The sequence below is a fragment of the Propionibacterium freudenreichii subsp. freudenreichii genome (genome assembly GCF_000940845.1).
Taxonomy (GTDB): domain Bacteria; phylum Actinomycetota; class Actinomycetes; order Propionibacteriales; family Propionibacteriaceae; genus Propionibacterium; species Propionibacterium freudenreichii.
The window spans coordinates 1,532,493-1,546,267 of record NZ_CP010341.1 but is presented as its reverse complement, the minus strand read 5'-3'; the positions used below and the strand labels follow the sequence as shown (position 1 = coordinate 1,546,267).

Sequence of the window (13,775 nt, the reverse complement as noted above, 5' to 3'; positions counted from 1 at the left end):
GCGCGGCTCAATCGGGCAGTGCCGCCAGCCAGCGCGCGCACAGTGCCGTCCACGGCTCGGCGTAGGCGCCACCGGCCAGGCCCAGGGCGTGCGGACCATGGGCGAAGACATGCAGCTCGATGGGCACCTGCGAGCGATAGCAGGCAAGCGCATAGCGCATCGAATTGATCACCGGCACGCTGGTGTCCTCATCGGTCTGCCAGACGAAGCTTGGCGGCGTCTGCGGATCCACGAGGCGGTCGATACTGAATGTGCGACGGGTCTGGTCATCGGCGTCGGGGCCCAACAGCGTCTCCATCGACCCGCGATGGGTGTCGGCGTCCATCGATATGAGGGGATAGCCGAAGACGGCGAAATCGGGGCGGGGAACCCGGAAGCCGAATGCCTCCGGATGGCAACACATGCCCGCCAGGTGCGCGCCTGCGGAAAACCCCACCACCCCGAGCCGACGGTCACGGAAGCCATCAAGGCCCCGCAGTTCGCCCAGAGCGTCCAGGGAGGCCTCCAACGGGGCCGGATGGCGCTGCTGCACCGGATATTCGATCACCGCCGCAGCAACCCCGACGCTGGCCAGCCACCGGGCAACCGGGGCGCCCTCATGCTCGGGCAGCAGTTGGTACCCGCCTCCGGGAAAGACGGCGGCGGCGAGGCCGAGGTCCTTGCCCGGATCCGGCAGGGCGATGTTCGCGATCACACTTCGACTCATGCCGTTCACCGTAGTAGCGGGCCGGGATCAAATTACGGACCATTTTGGTCTCAAAACGCGAACTGCTGTCGCGTAGCGCTGTTCACAGGGCCAACCCGTGCTCTACTGTGTTGCCGTGGCAACTCTCACTACTCAATCAGCGGACACGACTCCGCAGAGCAGGGCGCTGCGCTCCACGGTGGCCAGAAAATTCCTGATGGCTCTCACCGGTATCTTCTTGGTGGCGTTCCTGGCGATGCACATGTTCGGCAATCTGAAGCTGCTCATGAACGATTCAGGCGCCGAGTTCGACGCCTACTCGCATGCGCTCCGGCAGTTCCTTGTGCCGATCCTCCCGCCCTACTTCTTCCTTACGCTCTTCCGCATCGTGCTCGGTGCCGCAGTCATCATTCACATGGGACTGGCCATCGACCTCACGCTGCGTGACCGCAAGGCGAGTGGTGTGGGCTTCAAGCGGTATGTCCAGCGTCGCTACCTCGAAGGCAGCTTCGCGGCCCGCACCATGATCTGGGGCGGCATTATCATCGCCCTGTTCCTGGTGTTCCACCTGCTGCAGTTCACCGACCAGATCATCAAGGTTGGCTACTCGGCGGGCGATCCGGCCGTCGACCAGCCGCACCTGCGCGTGATCCTCGGCTTCCAGAACTGGGGCATCTATGCGATCTACTTCGTGGCCATGCTGGCCGTCTGCCTCCATATCTGGCACGGTTTCCGCTCGGCCTTCAGCACACTCGGTTGGCGTGTCGGCAACTCGTCGACGGTCGTCATCAAGGTCTGCGCGTGGCTCGTGTCGATCCTGGTGTTCGTGGGCTTCATGCTCGTCCCGACCCTTATTGCCTTTGGAGTGATCACCCAGTGACTGAGAACAATGTGGCGGGCCTTCCCGCCGGCGATGAGAAGTACTACACGCTGGGCGCCGAGGTGCATGACACCAAGGCGAACACCGATGTTCCGATCGAGAAGATCTGGCCCGACCGCCAGTTCAATGCCAAGCTCGTGAACCCTGCCAACCGCCGCAAGATGACAGTGATCGTCGTCGGCACCGGGTTGGCTGGCGGCGCTGCCGCTGCCTCACTGGGCGAGGCCGGCTACCACGTCGAGAACTTCTGCTACCAGGACAGCCCTCGTCGTGCGCACTCGATTGCGGCCCAGGGCGGCATCAACGCTGCCAAGGACTACAAGAACGACAACGACTCCGTCTACCGGCTGTTCTATGACACGGTCAAGGGCGGCGACTACCGAGCCCGCGAGACCAACGTCTACCGGTTGGCCGACGTGAGCTCCAACATCATCGACCAGTGCGTCGCCGTGGGCGTTCCCTTCGCCCGCGAGTACGGCGGCCTGCTCGACAACCGTTCGTTCGGTGGCGTCCAGGTGCAGCGCACCTTCTACGCCAAGGGCCAGACGGGTCAGCAGCTGCTGATCGGCGTCTACCAGTCCCTGTCGCGTCAGGTGGCAGCCGGCACGGTGCACATGCACAGCCGCCACGAGATGCTCGAATTGATCGTCAAGGACGGTCATGCCCGCGGCATCGTGACGCGCGACATGGTCACCGGTAAGATCGAGTCGTGGACTGCTGACGCAGTGGTCATCGCCTCTGGTGGCTACGGCAATGTGTTCTTCCTGTCGACCAATGCCATGGGATGCAACACCACGGCGACGTGGCGTGCGCACCGCAAGGGCGCCTACTTCGCCAACCCGTGCTACACGCAGATCCACCCGACCTGTATCCCCGTGCACGGCGAGAACCAGTCCAAGCTCACCCTGATGAGTGAGTCGTTGCGCAACGACGGTCGTATCTGGGTGCCAAAGCGCGCCGAGGACGCCGACAAGGATCCGCGTCAGATCCCCGAGGCGGATCGCGACTACTACCTCGAGCGCATCTATCCCTCATTCGGAAACCTGGTGCCCCGCGACATCGCATCGCGCCAGGCCAAGAACATGTGTGACGAGGGCCGCGGTGTCGGTCCGGCGATCAAGGAGATCGGTCCGGACGGCAAGGAGCGGATGGTTCGTCGTGGCGTCTACCTCGACTTCTCCGACGCCATCGAGCGTCTGGGCAAGCGGGGAGTGGCCGCCAAGTACGGCAACTTGTTCGACATGTACAAGCAGATCACCGCTGAGGATCCCTATGAGACCCCCATGCGCATCTACCCCGCCGTGCACTACACGATGGGTGGCCTGTGGGTCGACTACGACCTGGAGAGCTCGATCCCCGGCCTGTACGTCGCCGGCGAGGCGAACTTCTCCGACCACGGTGCCAACCGACTCGGTGCCTCGGCCCTGATGCAGGGCCTGTCCGACGGGTACTTCGTGCTCCCGAACACCATGAACGACTACCTGGCCGGCAATCACGAGGGCAAGCTGCCCGACGATGATCCGGCAGTGGTCGAGGCCGTTGCCTCCGTGAAGGACCGCGTCAACAAGCTGCTGGCCGTCAAGGGCGAGCGCACGGTTGACTCGTTCCACAAGGAACTCGGCCAGATCATGTGGGAGTACTGCGGCATGGCCCGCAGCGAGGAGGGCCTCAAGACGGCCATCGACAAGATCCGCGTGCTGCGTGACGAGTTCTGGAAGAACGTCAAGGTGACCGGTGTCAACGAGGATCTGAACCAGACCCTCGAGCGCGCCGGTCGCGTGGCTGACTTCCTGGAGCTCGGTGAACTGATGTGCATCGATGCCATGCATCGCCGCGAGAGCTGTGGCGGTCACTTCCGGGTTGAGTCCCAGACTCCGGAGGGCGAGGCCCTGCGTGACGACAAGGACTTCCTCTACGTCGCCGCTTGGGAGTTCACCGGCGACGGGCAGAAGCCCGAGCTGCACAAGGAGCCGCTGGTCTACAAGGCAATCGAACTCAAGCAACGGAGTTACAAGTGAAGCTGACACTGAATATCTGGCGTCAGGCCGAGGGTGCCGACAACGGCGCCATCAAGACCTATCAAATCGATGGAATCAGCGGCGACACCTCGTTCCTCGAGATGCTTGATGAGCTCAACGAGCAGTTGACCCATCAGGGCGAGGAGCCCGTGGCGTTCGATTCCGATTGTCGTGAAGGCATCTGCGGAATGTGTGGCGTGGTCATCAATGGCACCGCCCACGGCCGCGGCGTGTCCCCGGTGCGCACCACGACGTGCCAGCTGCACATGCGTTCGTTCAAGGATGGCGACACGATCACGATCGAGCCGTGGAAGACCCCCGTCTTCCCGGTCATCAAGGACCTGGTCGTCGACCGCAGTGCGCTGGACCGCGTGGTCCAGGCCGGTGGCTTCATCTCCGTGAACACCGGTGCTGCCCCCGACGCGCATTCCACGCCGGCTCCGAAGCGCCAGGCCGATCGGGCCTTCGACAACGCGACCTGCATTGGTTGTGGCGCGTGCGTGGCAGCCTGCCCGCACAGCTCCGCCATGCTCTTCACGTCGGCGAAGATCACCCACCTGGCGAACCTGCCCCAGGGCCAGCCCGAGCGCAAGCTGCGGGTCAAGAACATGGTCGGTCAACACGACGCAGAGGGCTTCGGGCACTGCACCAACATCGGTGAGTGCGCGGCCGTCTGCCCGAAGGGCATCCCGCTCGAGTCGATCAACCAGCTGAACCGTGACCTCATTGCGTCGCTGTTCTCCGGTGACGGCAAGGAGTGATCGCACTCCAACAGAACCCCGACGCCCGGTCGGGATCGTAATCACTGCATAGTGGGGATGGGGCATGCAGGCCCCATCCCCACTACTGCGTTCGCCGGGGCACCTCGTCGCCGGTGGGCACTCGGGCTGTCGCGGGTTTGGTCCCAGCCACCCCGATGTGCAAAAATTGGGGGCTGTTGTGCTTGCTCGGCGCCTGCCACGGGGGGAATCCGAACAGCACTGCAATCCAATTCTTCAGACGAGGTGACCTGTGGCACCGGCGAGGACAGGAACATGACTCACAAGCTCATCAGCGAGATCAACAAGGCGTCGCTGCGTAGCGATATCCCCGAATTCCGCGTGGGTGACTCACTGCGCGTCCACGTGAAGGTGGTCGAGGGCAACAAGTCCCGTGTCCAGGTCTTCGCCGGCGTCGTCATCGCACGCGTGGGCTCCGGGCTCACCGAGACCTTCACGGTGCGCAAGGTGTCCTATGGCACCGGCGTTGAGCGCACCTTCCCGCTGCACAGCCCGATCATCGACAAGCTCGAGGTCGAGCGTCGCGGCGATGTGCGTCGCGCCAAGCTCTACTACCTGCGTGGTCTGCACGGCAAGGCTGCGAAGATCAAGGAGAAGCGCGATAACGCGTGAGCGACTCTTCCATGAGGGACTCTGATCAGGGGTCCCACGCCGACATGCCCGCTCAGGGAAACCTGGGCGGGCATAAGGTTGCGTCCGTGAAGGCGAACAAGCCCAAGAAGAAGCAGGGATGGCTCTCCACGGTCCGCGAGCTGGCGATCATCATCGTCGTCGCCCTGATCATCTCGGCCCTGATCCGCAGTTTCCTGATGCAGTTGTACGTGATCCCGTCGGCGTCGATGGAGAACACGCTCCAGATCGGTGATCGCGGCGCGGTGATCAAGGTGGCCGACTTCCATCGCGGGGATGTCGTGGTCTTCAAGGACCCCGGGAACTGGTTGGGCAACGAGACCAGCGGCACCTCGAACCCGGTGCGCCAAGTCGCCGAATTCCTGGGTGTGGCGCCCTCATCTGCCACCGATCACCTGGTCAAGCGCGTGATCGGCATGCCCGGTGACCACGTTGCGTGCTGCACAGCCCAGGGCCAGATCACGGTCAATGGCCAGCCCTTGGATGAGGCCTCCTACCTGTACTCGGTCAATGGGGTGTCGGTTCATCCCTCCGACCTGAGCTTCGACGTGGTGGTTCCGGCCGGACATATCTTCGTGCTCGGTGACCATCGCAATGACTCCCGCGATTCCCGCTACCACCTGTGTGACGCGGTGGAGTCGGGCGAGGTGGCCGGATCCGGGGGATTCGTACCCATCTCAGACGTCACGGGGCCGATGGTGGGGATCTTCATGCCCTTCAACCGCGCCACGCGCTTCGCCATCCCTGCGACATTCGCCTCGGTACCCGATCCTGCCCCGGCACCGGACCAGCCGACGGTGAACCGGAAGCCCTGCTGAGCCCCATGGCGACGTCATTGTCGGAGATCGGCTATGAACAGGCCTTGGCCGCCTCGGGATTCGGCCCGGTGGCAGGCGCCGATGAGGCCGGCAGGGGAGCCTGCGCGGGTCCACTCGTCGCGGCAGCCGTCATCCTCTCCGAGGATCCGCAGGACCACATCGAGGACCTCCACGATTCCAAGACCCTGACCGCACGTCGGCGTGAACGCGCCTTTGACCAGATCAAGGCCCACGCCCTCAGCTGGTCGGTGGTGTGCGTGGGCCCGGCAGAATGCGACCGCCTCGGGATGCAGGAGGCGGACCTGCAGGGACTGCGTCGCGCGCTGTTGCGCCTTGATCCTTCGCCGGGCTTCGCGCTGACCGATGGCTTTGCGGTGGCGGGTCTGCCCGTTCCCGGGCTGGGCATGTGGAAGGGCGATCGGGTGTGCGCGTGCGTATCCGCCGCATCCATCGTGGCCAAGGTCACCCGCGATCGACTCATGGTCAGGGCGGCCCAACAATTTCCCGGCTATGGATTCGAGATCCACAAGGGCTATGCGACCAAGCTCCACCAGGAGAGACTGGAGGCGCTCGGCCCCAGCGCCATCCACCGGCGCAGCTACGCGAATGTCCGGCGAGCGGCTAGGCTGAACGAATCATGAGCAGCGCCGACGATCTTGATGCCTACGAGAGCAAACTTGAGCTCGATCTTTACCGCGAGTACAAGGATGTCGTCAACATCTTCAAGTACGCCGTGGAGACTGAGCGCCGCTTCTACCTGTGCAATGCAGTCGACCTGAAGGTCCGCACCGAGGGTGGCGACGTCTACTACGAGGTCTCCATGAGCGACGCCTGGATCTGGGACATGTACCGCCCGAGCAGGTTCGTGAAATCTGCCAAGGTCCTCACCTTCCGCGATGTGTCGATTGAAGAGATCCAGCACACCGACCTCGAGGTGCCCGAGGGGGAGTAGCCCCCGAGCACCATGCCGGGCGGCCCGTGAGGTCGCGCGAGCTATTGGCCGTCCCACCACCGCGGTGGATGCCCGCCAGTGCCCTGCGGGATACCTGTGGATGGGCGACTGATCACCGCTGATGCGCCCACACCCCCTGTGGAGGTGATGGCCATGAGCACTCTGGTCACAGGACGATATGGCGAGGACCTCGCCGCTGAATACCTGCGCGGACTCGGCTGGACCATCGTTGATCGCAATTGGCGGTGCGGCTCCGGCGAGCTCGACATCGTGGCGTACGAACCCGTCGAACGAACCCACACGACCGTCTTCGTGGAGGTGAAATACCGCACCGGTCGAGGCTTTGGTGATCCATTGGAGGCGATCACCGCAACGAAGCGGCGCCATCTGCGGGCCAGTTGCGCCCAGTGGTTGGCTGAGCACGGCCCCACCGGGGTGGTGCGCATCGACGCGATCGGCATCGTCGGGATGCGCGGGAGCGCGCCGGTCCTCCGTCACCTCAGGGGGCTGGCATGACCACGGCATCCGCATGGTCAATGGCCCTGGTGGGCATGAGGGGGACCGCCGTCGAGGTCGAGGCAGCGCTTGGTGCCGGCCTTCCACGTACCGTCCTGGTGGGCCTTCCCGATGCTGCCCTGTACGAGGCTCGCGACCGGTGCAAGGCCGCGGTTGCCGGTGCGGGACTGAGCTGGCCCGACAGACTGCTCACCATCAACCTGACTCCGGCCAGCCTGCCGAAGGCGGGCAGCCACTACGACCTTGCGATCGTGGCAGCCGTGCTTGCCAGCGCGCGGCTCGTGCCCGCCGAACCGGCAGCCAGGACGGTCTTCATGGGCGAGCTCGGCCTCGACGGGCGCGTCCGGGCCGTGCGCGGCATCCTGCCCGCCCTGCTGGCGGCGCGCAGCCACGGGTTGACCACCGCCGTCGTGCCCTCCGAACAACTCGGTGAGGCCGAGCTCGTCGAGGGGCTCACCGTCTGGGCGGTCGCAGACCTGGCAGAGCTTGTCGAGGTCCTCAACGGTCGGCCGGTGTGCGGTAGGCCCGTCCCGGCGGTGGCCCCGACGACGCCGGACGAGGAGCAAGCACCCGACCTGGCCGACGTGGAGGGGCAGCAGTCGGCGCGCTGGGCCCTCGAGGTGGCTGCCGCGGGTGGCCACCATCTGTTCATGCATGGCCCCCCGGGCACGGGCAAGACAATGCTGGCCAAGCGACTGCCCGGGCTGCTGCCCGACCTCGATGACTCCCAGGCGCTGGAGATCTCGGCGATCCATTCACTGGCCGGTCATGATCTGCACGACAGGTTGATCCGCAGGCCACCGTTCGCCGATCCGCATCACACCGCCACCGTCGCTGCCATGGTCGGGGGAGGGGCTCGCATCCCCCGCCCCGGGGCCATCTCCCTGGCCCATCGGGGCGTGCTCTTCCTCGATGAGGCACCCGAGTTCGGGACCTCTGTGCTGGAAGCCCTGCGAACGCCCCTGGAATCGGGCGTCGTCTCGATCGCGCGCAGCGGTGCGACGGTGAGCTATCCGGCCCGCTTCCAGCTCGTGCTCGCAGCCAATCCGTGTCCCTGCGGCCACTACGGGGTCCCGGACTCCCACTGCACCTGCGCGCCCATGATGGTGCGTCGATACTCTCAGCGCCTGTCCGGGCCGATCCTTGATCGCGTCGACATCCACGTCGCCATGACCAGCTCCGGGGCATCCCGCCTCAGGCGCACCGCGGGTCCGGCACCCGAGAGCTCATCGGTGGTTCGCGCCCGGGTGCTGGAGGCCAGGGATCGCCAGCGGCGACGACTGGCGAACACACCTTGGCGGACGAACGTTGAGGTCCCCGGCGCCCAATTGCGGAAGACCCCGCCGCCACCGGCCGGGCTGGATCTGATCGACGATTGCATCGCAAGGGGACGGCTGAGCGCCCGGGGAGTGGACAAGGTGTTGCGGGTGGCATGGACGTTGGCCGACCTTGCCGGCCGCGACAAGCCGTGTGCGGACGACATCGCCTCGGCCATGGGACTGCGGCAGGTCGAGACGATGGGTGGTGCGGCATGAGCGGGCGTTGGTCGGGTGAGCGCCGGGCACGGGCTGCCCTCACGTTCATTTGTGAAGCCGGAAAGCCGGACCTGGCGCAGCTGGTTCGCCAACAGGGGGCCGAGGAGGTGTGGCAGTCGCTGCTGGCAAGTCAGGAGCAGGGCGCGTGGCCCAAGCGGGCGCGGCGCCTTGAGATCGACCAGCTCCTGGCGGCGGCCGAACGCTGCGGGGCCCGACTGATCATGCCGGGCGATGGGGAATGGCCCGAGCGCCTGGACGGTCTCGACCATGTCGAGCCGTTGAACGGCATGGCCGGAAGCCCGATCGCCCTGTGGGCCGTGGGGCCGCGGGATCTCGGCGAACTGTGCCAGTCGCGACTGCCCGCGGTCGCCATCGTGGGTGCGCGGGCGGCTACGCATTACGGGTGTGATTCGGCCAATGAACTCGCTGCGCAATTGGCCGGGCAGTTCCCCGTGATCAGTGGGGGTGCCTACGGCATCGATGCTGCGGCGCATCGGGGGGCGTTGTCGGTGGGCGGGCCCACTGTGGCGGTCATGGCGGGCGGGCTGGACGGGTGGTATCCGCGGGGCAACAGCCGGTTGCTGGACCAGATCGCGGGTGAGTGCGTGGTCGTCACCGAGATCCCGCCCGGCATCCGCCCCACCAGACAGGGCTTCCTGGCCCGGAACAGGCTGATTGCCGCGCTCTCCGGGGGCACACTCGTGGTCGAGGCAGCGGCCCGATCAGGGGCCCTGAACACGGCGAGCTGGTCCCTGCGGCTGGGAAGGCCATTGATGGCGGTGCCGGGACCGATCAACTCCGCACTCAGCGAGTCGCCCCATCGGCTCATCCGGGACCACGAGGCGGCATTGGTGGCCGACGCAAATGACGCGGGTGCCCTGCTCACACCGGTCGGCGAACACGTGGAATTGCCCGGCGTCAAGGCAGTGCGGGAATTGGATGGGCTTGATCCCGAATTGGCAGCGGTGCGTGAGGCGATGCCGAGCAGGGGGGATATCGACCTGGATTCACTGAGCGTTGCCTCAGGACGATCGGCTGCGCAGTGCGCAGCTGCGCTCATCCGCCTCGACATGCGGGGCCTGGTGCAGCAGACGGGTCCGCAACACTGGAGGATCCGTCGGCCCCGACACCCCGCCGGGGCCCCGGCAGGTGGATAGTGCCGCGGTGGCCGAACCACCTCGGTATCGTGAACGTTCACGGGACGCGGACACGTTCTCCTCCCGGGAGGATGTCGTCACCCAAGCCGGACACCTGCCGTGTTGGGGGGGGCGGTGACGTCCCATGGCAATGACCACGACAGAAGACCGGAGGCAACCACAGTGAGCCAGAACCCAGGCCCTTCATCCGACGCGACATCCGAGGTCCTGCACACACTCGGGACAGCCGTGCCGTCCACGGTTCCGACCCGCTGGTACAACCTCAATGCGGATTTCCCCGAGCCCATGCCGCCGGCCCTGAACCCGGCCACCGATGAGCCGGTGACGGCTGACGATCTGGCGCCCCTGTTCGCCGAGGAGCTCATCGCCCAGGAGGTGAGCACGCAGCGCTATATCGACATTCCCCAGGCAATCCGTGAGGTCTACGCACTGTGGCGGCCGAGCCCCCTCGTGCGTGCCCGTCGGCTGGAGAGGGAACTTGGCACGAAGGCCAAGATCTACTACAAGTACGAGGGGGTCAGCCCCACCGGCTCGCACAAGCCGAACACCGCGGTGGCGCAGGCCTTCTACAACAAGGCCCAGGGGATCTCCAAGCTCACCACCGAGACCGGAGCCGGCCAGTGGGGAGCCTCCCTGGCCTTCGCCTGTGCGTTGTTCGACATGGTCGCCGAGGTGTGGCAGGTGCGGGCCTCCTACGACGCCAAGCCCTACCGGCGCTACCAGATGGAGGTCTACGGCTCGAGCTGCCATCCGTCGCCCTCCGACCTCACGGCCTCGGGGCGCGAACTGCTCGACCGGATGCCCGACACCACCGGATCGTTGGGCATGGCCATCAGCGAAGCTGTTGAGGTGGCTGCGGGCGATCCGAGCGCCCACTACGCCCTGGGCAGTGTGCTCAACCACGTGATGATCCACCAGAGCGTCATCGGTGAGGAACTGCTTGAGCAGCTGGCGGCGGCGGGGGAGGAACAGGCTGACATCGTCTTCGCCTGCGCCGGCGGCGGCTCCAACCTGACCGGCATCACCTTCCCCCTGATCGGCCAGAACCTGCGGGAGGGCACGACGACCAGGTTCATGGCCTGCGAGCCCGAGGCGGCACCCTCGATCACGAAGGGCGAATACCGCTACGACTTCGGCGACGTCGCCGGGCTCACCCCGAAGCTCATGATGTACACCCTGGGAACCGACTTCGTCCCGCCAGCGATCCACGCCGGCGGACTGCGCTACCACGGGATGAGCCCGATGGTGTCCCACGCGGTGCACCTGGGGCTGATGGGGGCAACGGCCATCGACCAGGACACCTCCTTCAGGGCTGGTGTTCTCTTCGCGTGCAGTGAGGGAATCATCCCGGCGCCCGAATCGACCCACGCGATTGCCGGAGCCCTCGACTATGTGACGACCTCGGCGCGACCCGACGAGGTCGTGGTGATCGGGGTATCGGGAAATGGCGTGCTCGACCTGCCGGCCTACGAAGGTAGGGTCTGACCATGACAACTGAGAACGTGAATGGCCTCGGCCGTCAGGTGGTGGCCATTCCGGTCACCCCTACCGGTGATGTTGAGCCACGCTTCGGCCGTGCCCCCGAAATGGCGATCGCCACCGTCGAGGATGGTGCCATCACCGACTGGCGCACCGAGCAGGTCGGTTGGGACGTCCTCCATGACCAGAGCGAGCATGGCCAGCATCACGCCCGGATCGTGCGCTTCATGCGTGACAACTCGGTGACGGTTGCGGCCGCCGGCCACATGGGTCCTCCCATGGTCAACACCCTGGGCAAGCTCGGCCTCGCGGTCGTTGTCGGCGTGCCGGAGATGCCCGCCCGCGACGCAGTGCTGGCCGTGGTCAAGCGGCTTGAGTCGGAAGACGACAAGTAGGCAGCAGGCAGAAACGCACGAGGGGGACCGCACGGCCGTGCGGTCCCCCTCGTGCGTTCTGTTCGAGGCGTCAGGCAGCCACGACGCCCATCATGATGAGGACGATGATCACTGCGGCCAGGATGATGCGGTAGACGATGAACCCCGTGAAGGAATTCTTGGACACGAAGCGCAGCAACCAGGCGATGGACACATAGGCGACCACCAGCGACACGACCGTCGCCACGGCCGTGGGTAGCCAACCCACCTGGGCCGAAATGGCCCCCGCCTGGCTGATGGCCTCCATGCCGCCGGCAGCCACCAGCGCGGGGATTCCCAGGAAGAAGCTCAGCTTGGTTGCCGAGACACGATCCATCCCCCGGAACAGGCCGGCCGAAATCGTCGCGCCCGAACGCGAGATGCCCGGAAATACGGGGGCCAGGGCCTGGAACAGCCCGATGATGAGCCCGTCCTTCCACGTCACGTCCACCATGGTGCGCTCGCCATGGTCACGCCTGTCGGCGATGGCCATGACGATGCTCCAGACCAGCAGCGCCCCGACAATGACCCACAGGGAACGAGTGGTCGTCTCGATCGCGTTCTTGAATGCCAGGCCCACCACGGCCACCGGGATGGATCCCAGAATCACTGCCCAGCCCATCCGGTAGTTCGGGTCATCCCGCTTGTCGGCATGGACGATCCCGCGACACCAGGCCACCACGATGGCGACGATGTCCTTCCAGAAGAAGACGATGGCGGCAATGATCGCCCCCACCTGGATGACCGCCGTGAACGCGGTCATGCCGGGGGAGTCGATCTGGTAGCCGAGGAGCTTTTCGACGATGTTCAGGTGGCCGGTACTGGACACCGGAAGGAACTCGGTGATTCCCTCGACGATGCCCAGGAGAATGGCGTGGAGAAGGTTCATGTGCGCTCTCTGCTCGCAGGCGCGGCTGGGGCCATGCTCGAGCCGCAGCCATCCTGACAGCCACCTAGGCTAGCCGTGTGCTGCGCCGCGTTGACGCAGTGATCGGCGTGCCGCACTGATATCGGTCCGCAGGCCGATGCAATGTCGCCATCGCCAGACCGGCGGTCCATCCCGGTGCCCCCGGTTGGCGTGATGTGGGTCGCGTCCCGGCCCCGGTGAGCCGGGCACCGGTTGAGCACCATGCACCGCAGGCGTGCGACATCTGGCACGGATTGGAGTCCCGCGTTGCGTGCCCTCAGGCACGAAAAACCCCTCTGACGAGGCATTTCACCTTGTCAGAGGGGTGTTACGCATTGTTTCCGAGAGAGGACGTGAACCTTCCCGCAGAGTGCCCATGACAAGGGGAAACGTGGCTGGGATTATGTTTCGTGCCAGACGGGGACCGCCGGGAGCGGCTTCGGTGATTATCGCTCAGGGGCTAGCTAGTCTCTGTCTGGCCGTGAGGCACGGACTATCACTTGTACGTCTGCGCCCCGGTCGCGGCAGCCAGGTCGGAGGCTTGGGCTGCGGGGACGAGTGCATACCAGTTAGCGTCGATGATCATTTTCAGGGAAGAGTACTGGTCTGAACCGACCAGCCTCTTGAACAGATCTCGGTTGCCTTCGTACAAGCGGTCCCAGGAGGCTTCTCCAGGATCGCCGTTCACTACGAGACGGATGTTGCCGGAACAGGTCCCGGCTAAGCCGGATTCCAGTGTCTCGTGCCAGCCGGTGCAGGCCAGGCCGGATGCGGTGAGCTTGTTGCGTAGGTCGCTGGGAGATGTGGCAGTCAGGGTGGTCGTTGAGGCTGGCCGGGTCGTTACGTTTGGGGTCGCTGAATGGGAGGCGCTTGCGGTAGTAGGAGTGCTTGAGCTCGGGGTGGATGCGGGTGTGCTGCCGTCATTGGATCCGCAGGCGGTGAGCAGCAACGGTGCTGCGGCGACCAGGGCGAGGATTCGGTGGGCGTGCTTCATGTCGGGAGTCCT

15 protein-coding genes are annotated in these 13,775 nt (G+C 65.5%); 12 read left to right on the top strand and 3 right to left on the bottom strand.

The genetic code is table 11. The features are described 5' to 3' along the window. Positions 1-7: 7 nt before the first annotated feature. A complete protein-coding gene (locus RM25_RS06670) occupies positions 8-706 on the bottom strand; it encodes an alpha/beta hydrolase (RefSeq protein ID WP_013161300.1) in 699 nt (232 codons plus the stop codon). A gap of 97 nt (positions 707-803) precedes the next feature. Here RM25_RS06670 and RM25_RS06665 point away from each other — a divergent pair, with 97 nt between their 5' ends. From RM25_RS06665 to RM25_RS06610, 12 genes are all read left to right on the top strand, one after another. Then, positions 804-1,565: a succinate dehydrogenase cytochrome b subunit gene (locus RM25_RS06665; RefSeq protein ID WP_112317723.1), complete on the top strand. Its 762-nt coding sequence runs from the start codon at positions 804-806 to the stop codon at positions 1,563-1,565. Beyond that, positions 1,562-3,583, top strand: a complete 2,022-nt coding sequence (locus tag RM25_RS06660) for a fumarate reductase/succinate dehydrogenase flavoprotein subunit (protein WP_013161298.1) — start codon at positions 1,562-1,564, stop codon at positions 3,581-3,583. The genes RM25_RS06665 and RM25_RS06660 overlap by 4 nt, the downstream gene beginning before the upstream one ends. Then, entirely contained in the window at positions 3,580-4,344 is a 765-nt protein-coding gene (locus RM25_RS06655; RefSeq protein WP_013161297.1) for a succinate dehydrogenase/fumarate reductase iron-sulfur subunit, read from the top strand. Before RM25_RS06660 ends, RM25_RS06655 begins: the two co-directional genes overlap by 4 nt. Before the next feature lie 273 nt (positions 4,345-4,617). Continuing rightward, on the top strand, positions 4,618-4,974 hold the full coding sequence (rplS, locus tag RM25_RS06650; RefSeq protein WP_013161296.1) for a 50S ribosomal protein L19: 357 nt from the start codon (positions 4,618-4,620) through the stop codon (positions 4,972-4,974). An 86-nt stretch (positions 4,975-5,060) separates the two neighbouring features. Next, a complete protein-coding gene (gene lepB / locus RM25_RS06645) occupies positions 5,061-5,810 on the top strand; it encodes a signal peptidase I (RefSeq protein ID WP_013161295.1) in 750 nt (249 codons plus the stop codon). A 26-nt stretch (positions 5,811-5,836) separates the two neighbouring features. After that, positions 5,837-6,451, top strand: a complete 615-nt coding sequence (locus RM25_RS06640) for a ribonuclease HII (RefSeq protein ID WP_036939303.1) — start codon at positions 5,837-5,839, stop codon at positions 6,449-6,451. Next, a complete protein-coding gene (locus RM25_RS06635; protein ID WP_013161293.1) occupies positions 6,448-6,762 on the top strand; it encodes a DUF2469 domain-containing protein in 315 nt (104 codons plus the stop codon). Before RM25_RS06640 ends, RM25_RS06635 begins: the two co-directional genes overlap by 4 nt. Positions 6,763-6,915: 153 nt before the next feature. Then, the gene (locus RM25_RS06630) at positions 6,916-7,278 is read left to right on the top strand and encodes a YraN family protein (RefSeq protein ID WP_013161292.1); all 363 of its coding nucleotides are present in this window, start codon (positions 6,916-6,918) and stop codon (positions 7,276-7,278) included. Next, entirely contained in the window at positions 7,275-8,813 is a 1,539-nt protein-coding gene (locus RM25_RS06625) for a YifB family Mg chelatase-like AAA ATPase (RefSeq protein ID WP_036939245.1), read from the top strand. The genes RM25_RS06630 and RM25_RS06625 overlap by 4 nt, the downstream gene beginning before the upstream one ends. After that, positions 8,810-9,970: a DNA-processing protein DprA gene (gene dprA, locus RM25_RS06620; protein WP_063493761.1), complete on the top strand. Its 1,161-nt coding sequence runs from the start codon at positions 8,810-8,812 to the stop codon at positions 9,968-9,970. Before RM25_RS06625 ends, dprA begins: the two co-directional genes overlap by 4 nt. Positions 9,971-10,198: 228 nt before the next feature. Next, positions 10,199-11,455, top strand: coding sequence for a TrpB-like pyridoxal phosphate-dependent enzyme (locus RM25_RS06615; protein ID WP_230954624.1), 1,257 nt, complete (start codon positions 10,199-10,201; stop codon positions 11,453-11,455). A gap of 2 nt (positions 11,456-11,457) precedes the next feature. Continuing rightward, positions 11,458-11,844, top strand: a complete 387-nt coding sequence (locus tag RM25_RS06610; RefSeq protein ID WP_013161288.1) for a NifB/NifX family molybdenum-iron cluster-binding protein — start codon at positions 11,458-11,460, stop codon at positions 11,842-11,844. 70 nt (positions 11,845-11,914) lie between these two features. Here the strand turns inward: RM25_RS06610 and RM25_RS06605 are convergent, their stop codons facing one another. Both RM25_RS06605 and RM25_RS12600 read right to left on the bottom strand, forming a co-directional pair. Continuing rightward, the gene (locus tag RM25_RS06605; protein WP_013161287.1) at positions 11,915-12,751 is read right to left on the bottom strand and encodes an undecaprenyl-diphosphate phosphatase; all 837 of its coding nucleotides are present in this window, start codon (positions 12,749-12,751) and stop codon (positions 11,915-11,917) included. 514 nt (positions 12,752-13,265) lie between these two features. Continuing rightward, positions 13,266-13,763 carry a hypothetical protein gene (locus RM25_RS12600; RefSeq protein ID WP_144406049.1) on the bottom strand — a complete coding sequence of 166 codons (498 nt, stop codon included), beginning with the start codon at positions 13,761-13,763 and terminating at the stop codon, positions 13,266-13,268. Positions 13,764-13,775: the final 12 nt, after the last annotated feature.

Coding starts and splice junctions, on each gene's coding strand:
- RM25_RS06670 (WP_013161300.1), bottom strand. CDS start 706: ATGAGTCGAAGTGTGATCGCGAACATCGCCCTGCCGGATCCGGGCAAG.
- rplS (WP_013161296.1), top strand. CDS start 4,618: ATGACTCACAAGCTCATCAGCGAGATCAACAAGGCGTCGCTGCGTAGC.
- RM25_RS06635 (WP_013161293.1), top strand. CDS start 6,448: ATGAGCAGCGCCGACGATCTTGATGCCTACGAGAGCAAACTTGAGCTC.
- RM25_RS06630 (WP_013161292.1), top strand. CDS start 6,916: ATGAGCACTCTGGTCACAGGACGATATGGCGAGGACCTCGCCGCTGAA.
- RM25_RS06625 (WP_036939245.1), top strand. CDS start 7,275: ATGACCACGGCATCCGCATGGTCAATGGCCCTGGTGGGCATGAGGGGG.
- dprA (WP_063493761.1), top strand. CDS start 8,810: ATGAGCGGGCGTTGGTCGGGTGAGCGCCGGGCACGGGCTGCCCTCACG.
- RM25_RS06610 (WP_013161288.1), top strand. CDS start 11,458: ATGACAACTGAGAACGTGAATGGCCTCGGCCGTCAGGTGGTGGCCATT.
- RM25_RS06605 (WP_013161287.1), bottom strand. CDS start 12,751: ATGAACCTTCTCCACGCCATTCTCCTGGGCATCGTCGAGGGAATCACC.
- RM25_RS12600 (WP_144406049.1), bottom strand. CDS start 13,763: ATGAAGCACGCCCACCGAATCCTCGCCCTGGTCGCCGCAGCACCGTTG.